Annotated in this window: 22 protein-coding genes; 13 read left to right on the top strand and 9 right to left on the bottom strand. The window is 68.3% G+C overall.

What is annotated here, in order from left to right:
- Positions 1–119: 119 nt before the first annotated feature.
- From infA to rplQ, 7 genes are all read left to right on the top strand, one after another.
- The gene (gene infA, locus ACZ50J_RS04105) at positions 120–341 is read left to right on the top strand and encodes a translation initiation factor IF-1 (protein WP_006946284.1); all 222 of its coding nucleotides are present in this window, start codon (positions 120–122) and stop codon (positions 339–341) included.
- Between the two features lie 66 nt (positions 342–407).
- Complete coding sequence (rpmJ, locus tag ACZ50J_RS04110) at positions 408–521, top strand: 50S ribosomal protein L36 (protein WP_019286332.1); 114 nt, start codon at positions 408–410, stop codon at positions 519–521.
- Between the two features lie 209 nt (positions 522–730).
- On the top strand, positions 731–1,105 hold the full coding sequence (gene rpsM / locus ACZ50J_RS04115) for a 30S ribosomal protein S13 (protein WP_325548875.1): 375 nt from the start codon (positions 731–733) through the stop codon (positions 1,103–1,105).
- Between the two features lie 65 nt (positions 1,106–1,170).
- Positions 1,171–1,575 (top strand): 30S ribosomal protein S11, encoded by a 405-nt coding sequence (gene rpsK / locus ACZ50J_RS04120; RefSeq protein ID WP_171153451.1) that lies wholly within the window; start codon positions 1,171–1,173, stop codon positions 1,573–1,575.
- Positions 1,576–1,608: 33 nt separating this feature from the next.
- Positions 1,609–2,217 (top strand): 30S ribosomal protein S4, encoded by a 609-nt coding sequence (rpsD, locus tag ACZ50J_RS04125; RefSeq protein WP_464300003.1) that lies wholly within the window; start codon positions 1,609–1,611, stop codon positions 2,215–2,217.
- A gap of 301 nt (positions 2,218–2,518) precedes the next feature.
- Complete coding sequence (locus ACZ50J_RS04130; protein WP_382400531.1) at positions 2,519–3,538, top strand: DNA-directed RNA polymerase subunit alpha; 1,020 nt, start codon at positions 2,519–2,521, stop codon at positions 3,536–3,538.
- Between the two features lie 66 nt (positions 3,539–3,604).
- Positions 3,605–4,321, top strand: coding sequence for a 50S ribosomal protein L17, sunset domain variant (rplQ, locus tag ACZ50J_RS04135; RefSeq protein WP_464300004.1), 717 nt, complete (start codon positions 3,605–3,607; stop codon positions 4,319–4,321).
- Positions 4,322–4,520: 199 nt separating this feature from the next.
- Here the strand turns inward: rplQ and ACZ50J_RS04140 are convergent, their stop codons facing one another.
- Complete coding sequence (locus tag ACZ50J_RS04140) at positions 4,521–5,690, bottom strand: MFS transporter (protein ID WP_464300005.1); 1,170 nt, start codon at positions 5,688–5,690, stop codon at positions 4,521–4,523.
- Between the two features lie 81 nt (positions 5,691–5,771).
- Here ACZ50J_RS04140 and ACZ50J_RS04145 point away from each other — a divergent pair, with 81 nt between their 5' ends.
- Positions 5,772–6,608 (top strand): tRNA pseudouridine synthase A, encoded by an 837-nt coding sequence (locus ACZ50J_RS04145; RefSeq protein ID WP_464300006.1) that lies wholly within the window; start codon positions 5,772–5,774, stop codon positions 6,606–6,608.
- Here ACZ50J_RS04145 and ACZ50J_RS04150 read toward each other — a convergent pair.
- The gene (locus ACZ50J_RS04150) at positions 6,536–7,588 is read right to left on the bottom strand and encodes an alpha/beta hydrolase (protein ID WP_464300007.1); all 1,053 of its coding nucleotides are present in this window, start codon (positions 7,586–7,588) and stop codon (positions 6,536–6,538) included. The genes ACZ50J_RS04145 and ACZ50J_RS04150 overlap by 73 nt on opposite strands.
- A gap of 116 nt (positions 7,589–7,704) precedes the next feature.
- Here ACZ50J_RS04150 and ACZ50J_RS04155 point away from each other — a divergent pair, with 116 nt between their 5' ends.
- Positions 7,705–9,093, top strand: a complete 1,389-nt coding sequence (locus ACZ50J_RS04155) for a WS/DGAT/MGAT family O-acyltransferase (protein WP_464300008.1) — start codon at positions 7,705–7,707, stop codon at positions 9,091–9,093.
- Positions 9,094–9,096: 3 nt separating this feature from the next.
- Here the strand turns inward: ACZ50J_RS04155 and ACZ50J_RS04160 are convergent, their stop codons facing one another.
- From ACZ50J_RS04160 to ACZ50J_RS04180, 5 genes are all read right to left on the bottom strand, one after another.
- A complete protein-coding gene (locus ACZ50J_RS04160; protein ID WP_464300009.1) occupies positions 9,097–12,510 on the bottom strand; it encodes a phosphodiester glycosidase family protein in 3,414 nt (1,137 codons plus the stop codon).
- A gap of 128 nt (positions 12,511–12,638) precedes the next feature.
- The gene (locus ACZ50J_RS04165; RefSeq protein ID WP_464300010.1) at positions 12,639–13,508 is read right to left on the bottom strand and encodes a 5-oxoprolinase subunit C family protein; all 870 of its coding nucleotides are present in this window, start codon (positions 13,506–13,508) and stop codon (positions 12,639–12,641) included.
- A 9-nt stretch (positions 13,509–13,517) separates the two neighbouring features.
- Positions 13,518–14,165: a 5-oxoprolinase subunit B family protein gene (locus ACZ50J_RS04170; protein ID WP_464300011.1), complete on the bottom strand. Its 648-nt coding sequence runs from the start codon at positions 14,163–14,165 to the stop codon at positions 13,518–13,520.
- A complete protein-coding gene (locus tag ACZ50J_RS04175) occupies positions 14,158–14,919 on the bottom strand; it encodes a LamB/YcsF family protein (RefSeq protein WP_464300012.1) in 762 nt (253 codons plus the stop codon). The genes ACZ50J_RS04170 and ACZ50J_RS04175 overlap by 8 nt, the downstream gene beginning before the upstream one ends.
- 56 nt (positions 14,920–14,975) lie before the next feature.
- Entirely contained in the window at positions 14,976–15,164 is a 189-nt protein-coding gene (locus ACZ50J_RS04180; protein ID WP_464300013.1) for a hypothetical protein, read from the bottom strand.
- Positions 15,165–15,382: 218 nt separating this feature from the next.
- On the opposite strand from ACZ50J_RS04180, the gene ACZ50J_RS04185 reads away from it, so the two are divergent.
- Positions 15,383–17,083 (top strand): ABC-F family ATP-binding cassette domain-containing protein, encoded by a 1,701-nt coding sequence (locus ACZ50J_RS04185; RefSeq protein WP_464300014.1) that lies wholly within the window; start codon positions 15,383–15,385, stop codon positions 17,081–17,083.
- A gap of 95 nt (positions 17,084–17,178) precedes the next feature.
- On the opposite strand, the gene ACZ50J_RS04190 is transcribed toward ACZ50J_RS04185, so the two are convergent.
- Positions 17,179–17,616: a PPOX class F420-dependent oxidoreductase gene (locus ACZ50J_RS04190; RefSeq protein ID WP_464300015.1), complete on the bottom strand. Its 438-nt coding sequence runs from the start codon at positions 17,614–17,616 to the stop codon at positions 17,179–17,181.
- 73 nt (positions 17,617–17,689) lie between these two features.
- On the opposite strand from ACZ50J_RS04190, the gene ACZ50J_RS04195 reads away from it, so the two are divergent.
- Positions 17,690–18,232, top strand: a complete 543-nt coding sequence (locus tag ACZ50J_RS04195; RefSeq protein ID WP_464300016.1) for a putative immunity protein — start codon at positions 17,690–17,692, stop codon at positions 18,230–18,232.
- 115 nt (positions 18,233–18,347) lie between these two features.
- On the opposite strand, the gene ACZ50J_RS04200 is transcribed toward ACZ50J_RS04195, so the two are convergent.
- On the bottom strand, positions 18,348–18,908 hold the full coding sequence (locus tag ACZ50J_RS04200; protein ID WP_464300017.1) for an ArsR/SmtB family transcription factor: 561 nt from the start codon (positions 18,906–18,908) through the stop codon (positions 18,348–18,350).
- Positions 18,909–19,124: 216 nt separating this feature from the next.
- Between ACZ50J_RS04200 and rplM the strand changes: the two genes are divergently transcribed.
- Together rplM and rpsI are read left to right on the top strand one after the other, a co-directional pair.
- Positions 19,125–19,574 carry a 50S ribosomal protein L13 gene (gene rplM / locus ACZ50J_RS04205; protein WP_464300018.1) on the top strand — a complete coding sequence of 150 codons (450 nt, stop codon included), beginning with the start codon at positions 19,125–19,127 and terminating at the stop codon, positions 19,572–19,574.
- A gap of 33 nt (positions 19,575–19,607) precedes the next feature.
- Complete coding sequence (gene rpsI, locus ACZ50J_RS04210) at positions 19,608–20,114, top strand: 30S ribosomal protein S9 (RefSeq protein ID WP_464300019.1); 507 nt, start codon at positions 19,608–19,610, stop codon at positions 20,112–20,114.
- Positions 20,115–20,287: the final 173 nt, after the last annotated feature.

The raw sequence follows: 20,287 nt of genomic DNA on the forward strand, positions 1-20,287 counted from the left end.
TTTCACCACTGAGTGTGGTCGGCGTGTGTCCGGACATGGGCAATCTGCACGTCATTACCCGATGCCAGCAGGGGCATTCTCAACCGGAGAGTGTCCCGCCGAGAATCAGTTAGGAAGGCATGGCCAAGAAGGACGGTGTCATCGAGATCGAGGGCACGATCGTCGAGGCCCTCCCGAACGCAATGTTCCGGGTGGAGCTGACCAACGGTCACAAGGTGCTCGCGCACATCTCCGGGAAGATGCGACAGCACTACATCCGGATTCTCCCCGAGGACCGCGTAGTGGTGGAGCTCAGCCCGTATGACCTGACCCGTGGCCGGATCGTCTTCCGTTACCGCTGATCCATCGGCAAAGCTCGCCCCGTCACCGCCTTTCCGCGGTGACCTGACTTCAAGACAAAAGGTGCGATGAAGGTCCAGCCGAGCGTCAAGAAGATTTGCGACAAGTGCAAGGTGATCCGCCGCAACGGTCGGGTCATGGTGATCTGTGAGAACGCTCGCCACAAGCAGCGTCAGGGCTGACCACCTGCACAACTCGCGTCTTCGTCATCCGACGCAAGAAGTGAACAACTGAAAATCCTTTCTATTCGCGTGATCCTCACTCCACGACAGATCTCTGGCGTGGACGTCACCCCGGGCGCAGAGGCCCGGGACCCAGCAATCCAGCCACTCCGGCTGACGCGGGACCGATCACGCACCAGACCTCTGCGAGACAACAGGAGAACTGCCTGATGGCACGCTTGATTGGTGTCGACCTGCCGCGTGAGAAGCGCGTCGAGGTTGCACTCACCTACATTTTCGGCGTCGGGAAGACCCGCGCCGCTGCGGCGCTGGAATCCACCGGCGTCAGCCCGGACACTCGTGTCCGCGACCTCTCCGAAGACGAAGTCGTCAAGCTGCGTGACTACCTCGAGGGCAACTACCGCCTCGAAGGTGACCTGCGGCGTGAGATCGCCTCTGACATTCGCCGCAAGGTCGAAATCGGTTCCTACCAGGGCCTGCGCCACCGCCGGGGTCTGCCCGTGCACGGCCAGCGCACCAAGACCAACGCTCGCACCCGCAAGGGCCCGAAGCGCACGGTCGCCGGTAAGAAGAAGGCCAAGTAATCCCTTCGCGTTCCACGCGATCGGGACACCTCTCACCACATCGTCTTTAGTTTTCAGGAGAATTCATGCCTCCCAAGAGCCGTCAGGCTTCCGGCGCCAAGAAGGTGCGCCGCAAGGAGAAGAAGAACGTCGCTGCGGGCCACGCCTACATCCGCAGCACCTTCAACAACACCATCGTCTCGATCACCGACCCGACCGGTGCAGTGATCTCGTGGGCGTCCGCCGGCCAGGTCGGCTTCAAGGGCTCGCGCAAGTCGACGCCGTATGCCGCGCAGATGGCCGCCGAGGCCGCCGCGCGTCGTGCGATGGACCACGGCATGCGCAAGGTCGACGTCTTCGTCAAGGGCCCGGGTTCGGGCCGTGAGACCGCCATCCGTTCGTTGGCTGCTGCCGGCCTCGAGGTCGGAGCGATCTCCGACGTCACCCCGCAGCCGCACAACGGTGTCCGCCAGCCCAAGCGTCGTAGCTGAGCGCGACCAGACTTTCTGAAGGAGATTTGACTCATGGCCCGTTACACCGGCCCGATCACCAAGAAGTCGCGTCGTCTCAAGACCGACCTCGTCGGTGGCGACAAGAACTTCGAGATGCGCCCCTTCCCGCCCGGCCAGCACGGCCGTGGCCGGGTGCAGGAGAAGGAATACCTCACCCAGCTGCAGGAGAAGCAGAAGGCTCGCTTCACCTACGGCGTCATGGAGAAGCAGTTCGTCCGCTACTACAAGGAAGCAGCTCGTCGCCCCGGCAAGACCGGTGAGAACCTGCTGGTCATCCTGGAGTCGCGCCTGGACAGCGTCATCTACCGCGCCGGCCTGGCGCGTACCCGCCGCGCCGCCCGCCAGATGGTGACCCACGGTCACTTCGAGGTCAACGGCAAGCGCGTCGACGTTCCGTCCTACCGCGTCGAGCAGTACGACATCATCACCGTCCGCAAGCAGTCCCGGGAGAAGTTCCCGGTGCAGCTCGCTCGCGAGACCTTCGGTGAGCGTCAGGCCCCGGCCTGGATGCACGTCGTCCCGGAGACGCTGCAGATCCTGATCCACTCGCTGCCGGTTCGCGAGCAGATCGACATCGCTCTCACCGAGCAGCTCATCGTCGAGTTGTACTCCAAGAACTGAGCTTTCTGCTACGGCTCCTCGCAGGTCGGGCAGCGGTGCGGCTCGCAAGCTCGCTTGCACCGCTGCCTGACCTGGTCGTCGCCTCCGCGCCGGTCGGCTTGTCGTTCAGGCAAGCTGGGGTCCGGCGGTCACCTGAGATCGCGAGTGACGGCTTCTTCGGTGAGTGACGGTCAGATCTCGCCGTCACTCGGCGAAGAAGCCGTCACTCGGCACAACTGCATAACCGCGGGCGAATACAGAGTCGCCTGCCGGGTTCACAGGGCTTCATATAGCGGTCGCCCTGAGGAAAGGAAAAGACACAGTGCTTATCGCACAGCGCCCCTCTCTGAGCGAAGACGTTGTCTCCGACAACCGTTCGCGTTTCGTCATCGAGCCGCTGGAGCCGGGTTTCGGCTACACGCTCGGCAACTCGCTGCGTCGCACCCTGCTCTCGAGCATCCCGGGTGCCGCCGTCACCAGCCTGCGCATCGACGGTGTGCAGCACGAGTTCTCCACGATCCCCGGGGTCAAGGAGGACGTCACCGAGATCATCCTGAACGTCAAGGGTCTGGTCGTCTCGTCCGAGCACGACGAGCCGGTCGTCATGTACCTGCGCAAGCAGGGCGCCGGTGAGGTCACCGCCGCGGACATCGCGCCGCCGGCCGGTGTCGAGGTGCACAACCCCGACCTGCACATCGCCACCCTGAACGACAAGGGCAAGATCGAGATGGAGCTGACCGTCGAGCGCGGTCGCGGCTACGTCTCGGCGCAGCAGAACAAGTCCGCCGACCACGAGATCGGCCGCATCCCGGTCGACTCGATCTACTCGCCGGTGCTCGCCGTGACCTACAAGGTCGAGGCGACCCGTGTCGAGCAGCGCACCGACTTCGACAAGCTGATCGTCGACGTGGAGACCAAGAACGCCATCGCCCCGCGCGATGCCATGGCCTCCGCCGGCAAGACGCTGGTCGAGCTGTTCGGCCTGGCCCGTGAGCTCAACGTCGAGGCCGAGGGCATCGACATGGGCCCGAGCCCGACCGACGCCGCGCTGGCCGCGGACCTGGCCCTGCCGATCGAGGACCTGGACCTGACCGTCCGCTCCTACAACTGCCTCAAGCGCGAGGGCATCCACACCGTGGGTGAGCTCGTCGGACGCAGCGAGGCCGACCTGCTGGACATCCGCAACTTCGGTGCGAAGTCCATCGACGAGGTCAAGGACAAGCTGGTCGAGATGGGCCTGCAGCTCAAGGACAGCCCTCCCGGGTTCGACGCGAGCGCCATTGCGGACCGTTACGACGACGAGGACGCCGACGGCAGCTTCGCCGAAGACGAGCAGTACTGAGCAACGCCACCAAAGTTCGGTGAATCACGCTGCAACGCAACGTGATTCGACATACAAGGAGTATTCATGCCTACCCCAACAAAGGGTCCCCGTCTCGGTGGCGGCCCCGCGCACGAGCGGCTGATCCTGGCCAACCTGGCGCAGGCACTGTTCGAGCACGACCGGATCACCACGACCGAGGCCAAGGCCAAGCGCCTGCGCCCGCTCGCCGAGCGTCTGGTGACCTTCGCCAAGCGCGGTGACCTGCACGCTCGTCGTCGTGTCATGACTGTCATCCGTGACAAGGGTGTCGTGCACCGTCTCTTCACCGAGATCGCGCCGGACATGACCGACCGCCAGGGTGGTTACACCCGCATCACCAAGATCGGTCCCCGCAAGGGTGACAACGCGCCGATGGCCGTCATCGAGCTCGTCCGCGAGCCCGTCAACGCCAAGCCGAAGCGCGCCGTTGTCGCCGAGGCCGAGGCCGCCACCAAGCGCTCGGTCAAGGAGGACGCCGCCGCTGCTGCGTCCACCGACGAGGTCGCCGAGGGCAAGTTCGGTCCCGAGTCGGCAGTCCCCCTCGAGGGTGGCGCGTCGCCCGACGCCGAGAAGTTCACGGTCAAGGGCAACGAGGACTCGATGAAGTACCACGTGGCCGGATCGCGTTGGTACGACTCGACCGTCGCCGAGGTCTGGTTCACGACCGCCGAGGCCGCTGCTGCAGCCGGCTTCGAGCCGGCCGGTGGCGAGAAGGCCCAGCAGGTCGAGGCCGACGACGCCGAGGGCGCCGACGAGGAGTGACCCTCCAGGTCCACTGAAGTGGCCCGGATCCGCAACTGCGGGTCCGGGCCGCTTTGTCGTTGTCTGGCGACCGGCGCGGGTGTGCCGAAGTCTCCCCAGGGTCGAGAACGGTCCCGGGTATGCCGGTCCGGGTGTGCCGAAGGTTCCCCTGGGGAGAGTTTGGTTCAGGCGTGCCCCGGCGCACCCCCGCTGCCCCGCCTCAGCCGGCCGTCGCCGCTGCGGCCAACCGGGACCGGTCGAAGACCTTCGCCAGCGGGAAGAGCGCGAGCAGCAGGACGACCGGCACGGCATACCCGATGCGCAGCGAGCCGGTGCCGATCGCACCGGTGAGCACCGACCCGACCAGGGCACCGACGTAGTTGAACTGGTTGAAGCGGGCGATGACCGCATCGGTGCGAGCGCGCGCGGTGTCCGGGTCGAGGTCGCCGCCGCCTCGAGCCAGGGTCGCCGCAGCCGAATAGGACAGCGGGGCGACGACGGCGATCCCGGCGCCGAGGACCAGGAAGCCGACGATCCCGACCGGCCAGGACGGAGCGGCGACCACCACGACCAGCCCGACGATCGCGATCGCCGCTCCGCTGCCGAGCAGCCGGGTCGCGCCCAGCCGGTCGGTGAGTCGATCACCCAGGACCCGGGCGCCCAGCGAGGCCACCAGGTAGGGGAGGGTGGCCAGCGCGACGAGGCCGTGCGGTGCGTCGAGGGTGTGGTCGAAGTAGACCGATCCCCACGTGGTCGAGGCCGTGTCGACGGTGTAGAAGATCACGCAGGCTGCGCCGACCAGCAGGATCGGCCGCCACGGAATGCCTTGTGCCGTCGCCGGATCCGGCGCCGCCCCGGAGCCCGGCAGGAAGCGCGCGAAGCCGACGACGAGCGGGATCACCGCCAGCCCGCTCGACAGGAGTGCGATGGACGCATGCGGCAGCGCCAGCGTGATCAGCGTGCCGGCGATGCCGCCGGCGGTCCAGGCGCCGTGGAAGGACGGCAGCACGGTCCGCCGCAGCTGATGTTCGAGCGACACGGCCTGCATGTTCGTGGTCGCGTCCACCATGCCCAGGCACACGCCGTAGATCGCCAGCCCGGCGATGAGGACCGGGATGTTCGGCGCATTGCCGCTGATCACCAGCGCGACGACGATCCCGAGCAGGCCGGCGCGCAGCACGATCGCGCTGCCACGTCGCGGTGCGAGTTTCTCGGACAGCAGAGATCCGCCGCCGGCGAGCAACACGATCATCAGCATGATCAGGGTCAGGCCCAATTGCGAGATGCCCCAGTGGTCCTCGAACTTCGGCAGGCGCGTCGTCAGCGACAGGAAGACACAGCCCTGGGCGAAGTAGGCCGCCGCGATGGCGGCACGGGGCGAGTAGCTCACCTTCGGCATCCTGGCACGCGTATGGCGCCGGCGTGCGAAATTGGACGATTGACCATGTTCGGCGGCGGATAGGCTTCCGCCATGCGGTTGCGGATCGACTTCGGGTATGACGGCACCGACTTCTCCGGCTGGGCCGCACAGCCCGGCCGGCGCACCGTGGAGCAGACCCTGTCCGAGGGACTCGGCACCATCCTGCGGTGCGACCCGCCGAAACTGACGGTCGCCGGGCGTACCGACGCCGGGGTGCACGCGCGCGGCGCGGTGTGCCACGTCGACCTCGACAACGCCTTGTATGCCGCCCTCCCCGGCCGTTCGAGTCGCGGCCCATCGGAGGCGGCAGTCACCCGGCTCGGTGGGGTGTTGCCGTCCGACATGGTCGTGCACCGTGTGGCGCCCGCGGCGCCCGGGTTCGACGCGCGTTTCTCGGCGGTGTCCCGTCGCTACAGCTATCGCCTGCTCGACGATCCCGCCGCTGCCGACCCGATCCGCCGACGCGACACGGTCGTGGTCCGTGGACCGCTGGACGTCGATGCCATGACCGTCGCTTCGCGAAAACTGGTGGGGCTGAAGGACTTTGCGGCGTTCTGCAAGAAGCGCGAGGGTGCGACGACGGTCCGTACGCTGCTCGATTACCACTGGGAGCGGGACGCCGATGGTGTCCTGGTCGGCACGGTCCTGGCCGACGCGTTCTGTCACTCGATGGTGCGTTCGCTGGTGGGCTCCGTGGTCCCGGTCGGACTGGGGCGGCATACCGAGGAGTGGCCTGCGCAGGTGTTGACCGCTCGGCAGCGCGACCCGGGCGTCCGCGTGATGCCCCCGCACGGACTGTGCCTGGAAGAGGTCAGCTACCCGGCGGATGACGAACTGGCGGCGCGCGCCGAGGAGGCGCGCGCGACCCGCGAACTGCCCGCGGGCTGACCGGCCGCGAGGTTGCCACGCACGAAGCGGCCGAGCTCCCGCATGGCCGCGGCGGCCTCGGGCACCCACGACGCCGCCGCCTGGAATACGTGCACCTGACCGGTCCAGATCTGCAACTGCGTCGGCACTCCGGCGGCCGCCAGGCGGTCGGTCATCACCTCGGCGTCCGGCCGCAGGATCTCCCGCGACCCCATCTGGATGAGCACCGGCGGCAACCCGTGCAGGTCGGCGTCGATCGGACAGACCCGCTCACCCTGGGTCTCGTGCAGGTCGTCGACGTGGGCGACGAGGTGCTGCAGCGCACGACACGCCCGCACCGTGAACAGGTCGCACTTCTCGCTGTGCGGACTGGCCGCCTTGCGCTCGACGCTGAGGTCGAGCAGCGGCGACATACCGGCGATCGATGCCGGCATCGGCAGGTTCTCGTCGCGCAGCGCGAGCGCGACCGCGAACGCGAGGTAGCCGCCGGCCGAATCACCGACGATGCTGATCCGGTCGTGCGCATAGCCCTGGTCGAGCAGCCAGCGGTATCCGGCCAGACAGTCGCCGATCATGCCCTCGATGGTGACCTCGGGCAGCATCCGGAAGTCGACGTTGAGCACCGGCACCCGGCAGACGCGCGAGGTGGCCGCGACCAACCGCCGGTGCGAGGCCAGGCTGCAGACGATGAACGCACCACCGTGCAGGTAGAGGACGGCGCCGTCGTCGCGGGCGCGGGGTGCGCGGACCCATTCCGCGTGGCAGGCGCCCAGCTGGACGGTCTCGACCGTGGTGCCGTTCGGCAGCGTCAGCCGGTCGGCGGTCCGGTCCATGACGCGCGACAGCCTGGACAGGACCGGCGCATAGCTCCACGCGTTGAGCGCCGGCTTGGCGACCGAGCGCATGCCGCCGGCCAACGCTGCGGACCGACGGCTGGTCCGTGGGAACTTCGATCTGACCGCGGTCATCCGCGCGGGTGTCGACCGGGCCGGCGACGTCATACCTCGTCCTCCGTCGATTGACTGGTCCAGCACGTGAAGTGCCGCTGTCCGGAGCCTTACCCTAGGCCTACCGTGGCGTAACCAGGGTGACCTTGAACGGAGAGGCGGAGAAACGCATGCCAGGAATGGGACCGGTCGATTCGGGCTTCCTGCTGATCGAGTCGCGCGAGCATCCGATGCACGTCGGCGGCCTCCAGCTGTTCACCGTCCCCGACGGCGAACCCGCGACCTGGGTGCGCGACCAGCTGATGGCGATCGAACCCGAGCAGATCAGCCCGCGCTTCCGGCTCAAGCCCAAGGACCCGGTGGGGCTGCTCGGCAACTTCCGCTGGTCGGTCGACAACAGCCTGGATCTGGACCACCACATCCGGCGGTCGGCGGTGCCCGGGCCGGCGCGGTTGCGCGAGCTGTTCGAGCTCGCATCGCGGTGGCAGGGGTCGCTGCTCGACCGGCACCGGCCACTGTGGGAGGTGCACACCGTCGAGGGGCTCGAGGACGGCCGCGTCGCCGTCTTCACCAAGGTCCACCACGCTCTGGTCGACGGCGTGTCCGCACTGCACCTCATGCAGCAGGCGTGCAGTCCCGACCCCGACGCGCGTGACTGCATCCCGCCCTACGCGTTGCCGGCCGAAGCGGTCGAGGGCACGGTGGGCGGCAAACGGTCAGGGCTGGGTATGCCGAACCCGATCACCCTGCTGCGCGGCGGTCTCGACGTCGCCGGCGAGTTGGCCAGCATCGGGCCCAACTCGCTGAAGGTCGCCTACCGGTCGTTGCGTGACACCGGGTTGACGACACCCTTCGACGCGCCGCGGACGATCCTCAACGGCCGGATCGGCGGCGCTCGCCGCTTCGTCGCCCAGTCGTTCGGCCTCGAGCGGTTCCGGGCCGTGGCGACGGCGTGCGACGTGTCGCTGAACGACTGCGTGCTCGCGGTCTGCGGCGGTGCGCTGCGTCGTTACCTGGGCGAGCTCGACGAGCTGCCGGACCGGTCGCTGACGGCCATGTGCCCGATCAACCTCCGGGACGAGAAGAGCGAGGTCGGCGGCAACGAGATCGGTGCGATGATCGCGAACCTCGGCACGGATCTCGAGGACCCGGTCGAGCGGATCGAGGCGGTCCACGAGTCCACGACCGCGGCCAAGCAGACCATGGGGGAACTCACCACGCTGCAGCTGTTGCTGATGTCGGGCTACAACGTCGCCGGACTCGGGCTGTCGATGCTCCCGACATACAGCCTGGGCGGCCGGCCGCCGTTCAACGTCATCATCTCCAATGTGCCCGGACCACGAAAACAGATGTATTTCAACGGTGCTCACCTCGAGGGCACGTACCCGGCGTCGATCCCGTTGGACGGCCTGGCCATGAACATCACGCTGGTCACGTATGACGACCAGATCGACTTCGGCATCACCGCCTGCCGCAGCAGCGCCCCGTCGGTGCAGCGGATGATCCACCACCTCGAGGACGCGCTGGCCGACCTGGAGAAGGCCACCGCGGCGGCGTGACCGTCAGCCGACCCGGATCGTCGCGTCCTGCGTGACTCCGTTGACGGTGACCCGCAGCGTCGCGGTGCCACGTCGCAGGCCGGTGAGGGTGCCGGTGGCCGGGTCGAACGACACGATCGCCGGTCCGTGGCCCGTGCCGATCCGGACTCCCTGGCCACCCCACTGCGCGCTGACCGGCCAAGCGACCGGGACCGTGCGGGTCTCGTCCTGGTCGATCGTCGCGGTGGCCTTCGCAGTGTGGCCGACGGCGAGCGTCGCCGGCGCGGACAGCTTCAGCGCGTCTACCCGGGCGTGGGTCTGAACGCGCAGCCACTGCAGCCGGGCACCGGTCCGTGGCACGGTCCCGACCCGGCCGGCGCCGGGGTCGACGCCCAGCATCGTCCAGCCGGTGAAGCCGCCCTGCTCCGGTGAGCCGCTCGGCGTCTTGCCCGAGTTGCCATTGGTCACGCGGGTCACGCCACCGGCGGAGTCGGTGTAGAAGATGCCGATGTGACCGTTGACCTGGGCAACGGATTTGCCGCTGGTTGCAGTGAATTGGGCGAGACTGCGCTCCAGCGCCGCTGCCTCGTAGCGGTCGCCGAGCTGCGACGCCTTGTCCGGCTGCGGGTCGTCGACCGGGTGATGGTTGAAGACGAGCACGCCGGTGATGCGCGGGTTCTTCGCGGCGTCGGCAAGCTGCTCCTGCAGCATCCGCAGCTGCTCCGTCGAGCCGCCCGGGTGCAGCGTGCCCGACGACGAGTCGAGCGTGATGATCCTGGTGCGACCCAGGTCGCGATGTGTCGAGGTGGCACCGAAGACCGACTCGAAGTTGCTGATCGGGCCGCCCATTACCTCGTGATTGCCCGGAACGTAGATGTAGGGGATCTTCGTGCCGACCTCCTCGTCGAGGAACTTCTTCGCGAACGCGATGTCCGCAGGGGAGGCCTCGTCGACCAGGTCACCGTCGATGACCAGCAGGTCCGGCTTGGACGCGACGATCTCGCGCAACGCACGACGTCCGGCTGCCACGATCGGCGAGTTCGGGTCGCGCGCGACGAACTGGGTGTCGCTCATGACCGCGATCCGCTGCGGACTGTTGTCGGTGGTGCCGTTCGTGACGACAGCCGGATCGGTCGGCCACGGCGTGTCGGGCAGCGAGCTCGCGGGCGGGACCTGTGCGGTCAGTCCGGCCACCGCCAGCTGGTCGGTGTAGCTCGCGTCCGACCGCGTCTCCATGAAGCGGATTCTGGTCACTGTCAACGGGTATGGCGTCCCCGCCGGCACGGGGAAGAGCACCTGCTGCCAACCGTCCCAGGTGACAATCGGATTGCTCGCACCCTGTTCCGGGTCCAGATTCGTGGTGGTGCCGTCACCCTTGGTGACCATCAGCCGCGGCCATTCACCCTTGCTGTTGCCCTTGATCCAGAGCGACAGTGCCTGCGGCTGACCTGGGACCGAGATCGGTTGGGGCGGCACGGCATACGCACCACGGGTTGCGGTGGTCGTGCTGAAATCGAAGCCGAGTGCCAGCCCCTTGCTACCGTCCGGTCCGTCGGCCGGAGCGACCGATCCGGTGGCGCGGTCGGCCGCGAACGTCCACGAGGCCGCATCGGTGAAGTCGGCCAGCGTCTTCTCGTCATACCCGACGGTGACCGGGACCGTCACCTGATGGCCGGCGACGGTGAACGTGATCGAGGTGGACACCTTGTCGCTGGTCGGCGTGATCCGGAATCCGGCGGGTCCCTCGGTGGTGACGGTGACGCCGTCGCCGGCGGTCACTGCGACATCGCGGGTCTCGACCGGCACGGTGAACCCGTCGGAGTCCGCGGCGGTCAGGCTGAGTGTGCCGGTGTCGTCCGCCGACGGGATCGACAGCACGCTGTCGGACGGTATGACGCGAGAAACCTTGCCGTGCACGGTGATCGGGACGGATTTCCGGTCGCGGTCGGAGCGGAAGGTCACGTCGGCGGTGCCCGTCGCGCGGCCGCGCACCACCGTCTCCGTGGGGTTGCCGGACACCTGCTGCAGCACATGACCAGGCGCCACGGTGAAGTGACCGCCACCGGCGGTGGGGGCGAAATCGGCTGCCAGTCGCGTCCCGCGCACCGTGCGACTCAGGCCGATCAGTGTCTCGGCGGCGCCATCGGTGGCCAGGCCTGCCGCGGGCTGGAGAGCCGGCCGGACGGCAACCTTCGTGGACGGACCCGTCGCGGTCGACCGGAATACGAGGGCATTGGAGACGTGCCGCTCCGCACCGTCGGACGGACGACCGACGACGGTCAGGTCCTTGGTGCCTGCAGGCCGGGCCACCAGGTCCGTCGAGCCGCCGCCGTCCAGGTTGACGGCGTTCCACGCGCCGAGATCATCCATGAAGCCGGCGAGTTCCTGGATCGTCATACCGTGGCTGTCGCCCTGGCGGCCGTCGAGGCTGACGACCCAGAGGTGGCTGCCGTCCTTGCTGATGCCGATCGCGGTGCGGGCCGCGGTGACTTCATCGTCAGAGGTCTTCGCGCCGTCGGTGAGCAGCCGCTGGCTGCCTCCGACCGCGAGATCCACCGACGCGTTGGCCGTGACCGTGACCGATGCCTTGTCGCCGACGGCGAGCTGGTCGAGGTTGTCGACGGCAGTGCCGCGCGCGACGAGCATCGAGCTCCCGGAGGGTATGTCGGCCGCGTTGTCGAGTGCAGTCCGGTCGTTGCTGACCGCCGTGACGACGCCGTTGCGCACGGTCACGATGCGGACCGGCTCGGTCTTGCCGATCAGCCGTCCGATCGGGTACTTGCCCCAGAGTGAGGTGAACAGACCGACCGAGTTCGCTGCGAAGGTAGGCGAATTCACCGCGGCGACCTTGGTGGTGGACCCGCCGGCGGTGAGCGTTGCCGCCGACATCAGCGCGCGGATCGCGGCCTTGCCGTCGGTGACGGTGAACGCCTGGCGCGGCGTCGACCCGGCGTTGTGGACCCGGCCGTGATCGATGTCGGTGCCGACCGGTGCGTCCGAGGCGTTCATGTCGTAGTAGTCGCCGTTGACCGCGGCGACGACGTTCGGCTGGTCGGCGAACTCACTCACCGGTGCGTTGGCGCCGGAGACCGCTCCGCCGTCGGAGAGACCGAGTGAGAGGGACGGTGTGTTCAGATCGGCGGTCATCACGCTGCCGGTGACCCAGCCACCCGGTTGCAGCCGCTGGAACGACGTCAGGTCCAGGCCAGGGGCAACCGCGGTACGGCGCTGGCGCAGGTAGACCGAGTCGGCGCCGTCCAGGCCGGCGAGCTGGCCGCCGTGGTCGGCACGATCCTGCGACGACGAAGTGCTCGCCGCTGCGGCTACCGGTGCTGTGGCCGGTGCCGCAGCGGCCGAGCCGCTCGGCGCCACCAGCGATCCCGTGACGAGGACTGCGGTGACGACCCCGACCAGCGCGCGGAAGGGGCGGGTGGGCATGGGTGCGAGGGTCCTGCGACGGGGTGAGTGCACCACCACACCTTGGCGGGTATTCAGCTATCTGACAAGAGTTTAGCTACAACGGTCATCGCGCGTTTGTTTTTGCCATCGCGCCGGACGCCCGCTGTTCAATAGGCGGGCGCCGGGCGGATCGCGAAGCGGACGGGCGTGCCCGGAACGCACTGTGCGAGGCGGTCGAGATCCGCGACATCGACGACTCCGATCACCGGATAGCCGCCGGTGGTCGGGTGGTCGGCCAGGAAGACGATGAGCTCACCGCTCGGCGGGGCTTGCACCGCGCCGAGCGGGATCGCTTCGCTGGGTCGACCGCCGCCGGCCAAGGTGATCTGAAAACCGTTCAGCCGCACACCTATCCGGTCGCTGTCGCTCGAGACCACACCGACGGACCGCGTCAGCGTCCGTCGGTCCGCCGCACCGAGCGACTCGGTTCGCGGACCGAGGGTGAGGCGCAGGGTCACCTCCGCGTCGGGTATGGCGGCCGGCACGGCGCTGACCAGCTGCGCGCCGATGATGTTGTCCCCGACCGGGATTCGGTCACCCGTTGCGACCGGCGCCGGGCCTATCCCGCTGGAAGTGTCGGTGCTCCAGGAACCACCGAAAGCGCCGGGCGGCGTCAGGCCGCCGCGCACGGTCAGGTAGCTGCGCAGCCCGTGCGACGCGCGGCCGACCCGCAGCGTCGCACCGGCAGGCACCAGGACGGGAGTGCCGAAGGGCGCTGCCCGGTCGTCGACGGTGACGGGACACCAGGCACCGGTGACCGCAATGAGCACGGCTGCATCGGGACGCAGCTGCAGGTCGCCGAGCAGCACCTCGAACCCCGCTGCTCCAGAACCGTTGCCCAGCAGGCGATTTCCCTGGCGGAGGGACAGCCGGTCGACGGCGCCGGACAGCGTGACGCCCTGGCCGGCGAGGCCCGGGCGGCCGAGGTCCTGCACCAGGCAGAGCGGTCCCGGTCGGATGATCTCGAGGTGTGTCATGGGCGGGACTCAGCGGATCGCGCGGAATCGGATGTGGTCGTTGGGTGCGGCTGCAGCGCCGCCACCGTCGAGATCGAACATCGGGTGGCCGGTCCGCCCGATCAGCTGCCACCCGCCCGGGGAGGTGCGCGGGTAGACGCCGCAGTAGTGGCCGGCGAATCCGACGGAGCCGGTCGGGATCGCCGGTCGTGGTGACTCGCGGCGGGTGACCTGCTGGTCGTGGTCGGCACGGGTCAGGTAGCCGAATCCCGGCATGAATCCGAGGAATTCGACGGTCCATGGCTCGGCGGTGTGCCAGTTGATCAACGCCTCGGTGGACAGTGCGAGTTGCTGCGCCACGGCCTCGAGGTCGGGGCCGTCATACCGGACGTCGATGGTGAGCTCCTTGCTGTCGGCGGCATCCGCGGCGGGCAAGGCGACGAGGTCGAGTTCGGCGAGCTTGCCGGTGAGTCGACGCAACGCCTGCTGCGCATCGGACTCGCTGATCGAGACATCCGAGACATCAAGCAGCACAGTCAATTCCGCGGGTATTGCGGTCACCGCGGGATGATCGATCGTCTCGAGCCAGCCGGTCAATGCACGTCGGGTCGCGGCGTCCGGCAGTTCGAGGAGGACCGCCCGTGCGCCATACGGCCGAAGCGTGAGCTGGTCAGTCATGGTCCGTGAACGGCGCGAGGTCGACACCTGCTTCGACGAGTGCCGCACGCACCGCGGTGGCCATCGCCACCGCATCGGGGGAGTCGCCGTGCAGGCAGATCGACTCGGCCGGGGTCGCCACCACCGAACCGTCGGCGGCGGTCACCTCGTGCTGCAACGCCATCCGGACCGAACGCTGCGCGACGACGGTCGGATCGGTGAGCACCGCCCCCGGCGAGGTGCGAGGCATCAGTGTCCCCTCCGCCGTGTAGGCACGGTCGGCGAAAGCCTCTGGCACCGTACGTATTCCGGCAGCCGATGCCTTCGTGAGAACCGCCGATCCGGGCAGCCCCAGGAGGGGAAGTCCGCCGGCTGCCACGACGGCACGGACCACGCCGGCCGCCTGTTCCTCGTGGTGGACGACCGTGTTGTAGAGCGCGCCGTGCGGCTTCACGTAGCTGACCCGGCCGCCGACGCTGCGAGCGATCCCGTCGAGTGCACCGATCTGGTAGAGCACATCGGCATACAGGTCATCGGGGGATACGTCGATGAACCGCCGCCCGAACCCGGCCAGGTCGCGATAGCCGACCTGCGCGCCGATCCGTACGCCGCGCTCGGCGGCCGCGGCACAGGTGCGGACGAGTGTGGCCGGGTCGCCGGCATGGAAGCCGCACGCGACATTGGCCGAGGTCAGCACCCGCAGCAGCGCCTCGTCGTCGCCGAGCTGCCACCTGCCGAAGGACTCGCCGAGGTCCGCGTTCAGGTCGATGCGCATGGCTTCAGGCTACGGGTCGGCGATCGGGGCGACTCGGCGTCGATCCGGCTGGTAGCTCAGAAGGGCGGCGGAGGAACGTTGCCACCGGTGCTCCGGTGCGACTCGGCCTTCGCCATACCGTTCTGCAGCGCGTTGTGGTTGTCGACGCCGCTGCCCAGCCCACTGCCGCCACCCCGGCTGCGGGTGATGAGAACGAGTGCGGTGCACAGCACGAGAAAGACGGCCAAGCAGATGATCCAGAACATGATGTCCTCCCTGATGGATCGGTGAAAAGCCCTGACGGTCAGTAGAGCACGTTGCCGGTGCGTTCGGTTGTCCCGTGATCCGATCGAAATCCTCGGCAAGAGCGGCGGTGGCGGACGAGCCACGTGTGGAAACCCTTGGGTAGAGCAGTGGTGAGGTACTAGCCACGTGTCGAAACCCATGTGACGCGACGCGGGTCGATGCATGATGCTTGACGGCTGTGGGTCATCTCGATGTTGCCGGTGTGCACTACTTCCTCCCCGACGGTCGTCCGTTGCTCGGGGGCGTGAGCCTGCGGGTCGGGGACGGGGCGAAGGTCGGGCTGGTCGGGCCGAACGGCACCGGCAAGACGACGCTGCTGCGCATCATCGCCGGTGAGATTGACGCGCACGAGGGCGCGATCACCCGCTCGGGAGGGCTCGCCGTCATGCCGCAGTTCATCGGCCGGGCGCGGCCGGACGGCGAGGAATTCACCGTCCGCGACCTCCTCCTCACGGTCGCCCCGGAGCGGATCCGCAATGTCGCCGCGGCAGTGGACGAATCCGAGCTCGCGATCATGGAGCGCGACGACGAACCGGCCCAGCTCGCCTATGCGCAGGCACTCGCGGACTGGGCCGAGGTCGGCGGCTACGACTGGGAGACTCTCTGCGACGTCTGCACGGTCGCGGCGATCGGCATACCGTTCGACAAGGCCCAGTTCCGTGACGTGTCAACGCTTTCCGGTGGCGAGCAGAAGCGCATCGTCCTCGAGTCACTGCTGCGCGGTCAAGAGGAGGTGCTGCTGCTCGACGAGCCGGACAACTCGCTCGACGTGCCGACAAAACGATGGCTCGAGGAGCAGCTCGTCGCCTCGCCCAAGACGGTGCTGTTCATCAGTCACGACCGGGAGATGCTCGCGAACGTCGCGACGCGGATCGCGACGTTGGAACCGGCGGCGGCCGGCGCCAATGCGTGGGTGCACCCCGGCAGCTTCACGACCTATCACCAGGCCCGGATCGACCGGATCAGCAAGCTGGAGGAGCTCCGGCGGCGGTGGGACGAGGAACACCTGAAGCTCAAGCAACTGGTGCAGACACTCAAGGTGAAGGCGACATACAACGACGGTATGGCGCCCCGGTACCGCGCGGCACAGACCCGGTTGGCGAAGTTCGAGGAGGCCGGTCCGCCCGAGGTCGTGCCGATCGAGCAGAACGTCAACATGCGACTGTCCGGTGGGCGCACGGCCAAGCGCGCGGTCATCTGCGAACGTCTTGAACTCACCGGACTGATGAGACCCTTCGACCTCGAGATCTGGTACGGCGAGCGCGTCGCCGTGCTCGGCTCCAACGGGTCCGGCAAGTCGCACTTCCTGCGGCTGCTCGCGGCCGGCGGATCCGACCCGGACGTCGAGCACCGTCCGGTGGGGGAGAACCCGCCGAAACCGGTGCAGCACAACGGCATTGCTCGTCTCGGGTCACGAGTGCGGCCGGGTTGGTTCGCGCAGTCCGCCCAGGCCGGTGGCACGGGCGCGTGGGACAAGCGCACGCTGTTGGAGATCCTGCACCGCGGTGACGAGCACCGCGACGGTATGCCGCGCGAGCAGGCCTCCCGGGCGTTGGATCGTTACGAGCTGGCGCGTGCCGCGGAGCAGACGTTCGGGTCCCTGTCGGGAGGCCAGCAGGCGCGTTTCCAGATTCTGCTGTTGGAGCTGTCCGGCGCGACGCTGCTGTTGCTGGACGAGCCGACCGACAACCTCGACCTGCACTCGGCCGAGGCACTGGAGGCCGGACTCGACGCGTTCGACGGCACGGTCGTCGCCGTCACCCACGACCGTTGGTTCGCAAGGGGATTCGACCGCTTCCTGGTCTTCGGATCCGACGGCAAGGTGCGCGAGGCGCCCGAGCCGGTCTGGGACGAGCAGCGGGTCGAGCGCGCCCGCTGACGCGCCACGCACCCTGACGCCAAGCCCACCATCCCGAGTGACGGCTTCTTCGGCGACTGACGGCCCAATGGGACCGTCACTCGCCGAAGCAGCCGTCACTCGGCGGTGGTCTCGACGTTCCGGACGGACGGCTTCAGCTCGTGTGGCGGCAGGTCCTGGTCGATGCCGAAACTGAGGATCCGCCTCGGGTGGATGCGGATCAGCGCGTCATCGGCGTCATCTCCAGCGATGGTTTCGGCGGTGCCGCGAATCTCGAGGCAGCGCACCCGCCACGGGTCGACCGACGGGAGGTCGTCGACCACGAAGGCGACGCGGCCGTTGTCCTGAATGTTGCGGAACTTTCGGCTGGCGGCCATGTGGAAGCCGCGTATGTCGATCGTTCCGGTGTCGGCGTTCACCGAGAAGCCGACCGGGTTCACCTGCAGCGTGCCGTTCGGTTGCGCCGTCGCCATACGACCCAAGTGTTGGGAACGCAGGTAGTTCAGCTCGTCAGGGGTGAAGACCTCGTTCGTCGGTCGGTTCTCCGTCGTCATACCGACGACGCTATGAGTTGAAGTCGACTTGAAGGCAAGGCAACGGTGGCAGCCACTGCGTACGGTGAGTGCCGTGACTTCAGTACAGACGCTGAGCGAGCCCGACCGCCGGCTCGCTGCGGCATGGGCGGCGGACTGCGCCGAACGGGTGCTGCCGGTCTTCGAGGCGGCAGCACCGGATGACGATCGGCCGCGGTTGCTCATCGCCCGGACCCGGGCGTTCGCGCATGCGGAGGTGAACACGGCGGACGAGATCCGCAGCCGGTTCGCCGGTGGTGTCGGCGTGGGCGAGGTGCCGGACCCGGCCGCGATGGCTGCCGCCCGCGCCGCCGGTCAGGCCGTCGCCGTCAGTCACATGGGTGCCCACGCACTCGGTGCCGCCGGGTATGCCGCACACGCTGTCGCCCTCGCCCATCCGGACCAACCGGACGCCGTCCATGAGGAGATCGGTTGGCAGTTCGAGCACGCGTCTGCGCAGCTCCGCGGCGCGCTGCGCGCCCTGCCGCTGCTCGGCGAGGACCGGTCGGGCCCGCTGGGACCGGGACTGCTGGCGAACGGTCGGGTCGGCGAGTTCATCCGCGAATTCCAGTCGCGCCTCGCCGAGCCCGACTGCTGATTGGGCAACTTCTGCTGGCCCGAAGTGCCCTTCCGGGTTGCCGGCTGATCAAGGACCAGCAGGACGTGCGGCATACCGCACCTTCTGCTGGACCTAACCGTCGCGCGGTCCCGGATCAGCGCGTCGGGGGAGGGTCGACCGGCAGCAGGGCGGTGTATGCCGCGACCCGGCGCGCGCCGGGTGAGCCCGCACCGGCGCGGCGGTAACGCTCCATGACCTCGGCCATCTCGGCCGCGAGTGCGGTCAGTTGTTCGGTGGTCACGAGGACCGCGTGGTCGGTGAGGCCGCAGTGCTCCTGCCAGGTGACCGGCCAGTTCGCGGTGTCGTCGATCCAGGCGCCGGCGCGTTCGGCGAAGTGCTCGACGTAGTCGCGTTGCAGCCACTGCTCGGCGGCGAGGTCGCCCGCGTCCATCGGCTCCGGGTCGGGGCGTCCGGCCGGTTCTGCAGCGGCCCACACCCGCCGCCGGCCGGTCCCGGTGCCGGTGTCCTCGATCAAGCCTGCCTCGGCGAGCCGGCGCAGGTGATAGCTGGTCGCCCCGGTGTGCGTGCCGAGTGCGTTGGCCAGGTCGGTCGCGGTCGCCTGCCCGTGCACCCGCAACTGGGCCAGCAGTCGGGACCGCAGCGGGTGTGCGAGCGCACGTAACTGGTCGGACTGTGGGACGTTGGCGGGCGACATATGTGCACAATAGTTGTGCATAAAAGGTGTGTAAACCCCCCCCGTCATGCTCTGTATGACGGCGAAAAGCGCTCGCGGACAACGGGATCCGCTCGATTTGGGGCGAATCCCGCGCCCCCGTAGAATTGATGGCTGTTGCGCATTGCGCGCAACCACCGACATACAGGGTGACCGCCGGTTGCCCCGAGTCCACGATCAACAAGAAAAGGCAGACTCGTGCGTACCTTCACGCCCAAGCCGGCGCAGGTCCAGCAGGACCGCGTGTGGCACGTCATCGACGCCACCGACGTCGTCCTCGGCCGTCTGGCCACCCAGGCCGCGATCCTGCTGCGCGGGAAGCACAAGCCGACGTTCGCGCCGAACACCGACACCGGTGACTTCGTCATCATCATCAACGCCGACAAGGTCGCCCTGACCGGCGCCAAGCTCCAGAAGAAGAAGGCCTACACCCACTCCGGTTTCCCGGGTGGACTGAAGACCACCTCCTACACCGAGCTGATGGCCAAGAGCCCGACCAAGGCCGTCGAGAAGGCCATCCGCGGCATGCTGCCGCACAACTCCCTCTCGCGCCAGCAGCTGAGCAAGCTGAAGGTCTACGCCGGCCCGGAGCACCCGCACGCCGCGCAGCAGCCCCAGCCGTTCGAGATCACCCAGGTCGCGCAGTAAGCGCCCGCCGGACTTCCAAGGAGAATTGAGCAGATGACCGACCAGACTCAGGTCGACGTCCTGGAGGACGACGAGCCGCAGCTGAGCAACTACACCTCCGAGTCGTCCACGGACGTCGCCGCCGACGAGCCCAAGGCCCGCCGCAGCGCCTCGGCCCCGGGCTCCGGCACCGGCCGTCGCAAGCAGGCCATCGCCCGCGTGCGCATCGTGCCCGGCACCGGTGAGTGGAAGATCAACGGCCGCACCCTCGAGGAGTACTTCCCGAACAAGGTGCACCAGCAGATCGTCAACGAGCCGCTGAAGGTCCTGGACCTCGACGGTGCGTACGACGTCCTGGTGCGCGTGCACGGTGGTGGCCCCTCCGGCCAGTCCGGTGCCGTTCGCCTCGGTGTCGCCCGTTCGCTGAACGCGGTCGACGAGGAGCTGAACCGCCCGACCCTGAAGAAGGCAGGCTTCCTGACCCGTGACGCTCGCGTCCCGGAGCGCAAGAAGGCCGGTCTCAAGAAGGCCCGCAAGGCTCCTCAGTACAGCAAGCGCTGATCTGGCTTCTCGCCATACATGCAGGACGGCCCCGAGCGATTTGGCTCGGGGCCGTTCCCTGTGTATGGCGTATGGGGGAGCGCGAAAAGGCGTCGCCAAGTCACGACGGTCGCCAGAATGGGACAGGCCTGAGCGCGGCATACAACCGAAGTGACGGGTGGGGCGTCATACCT

It is taken from the genome of Flexivirga sp. G2, from assembly GCF_055397625.1.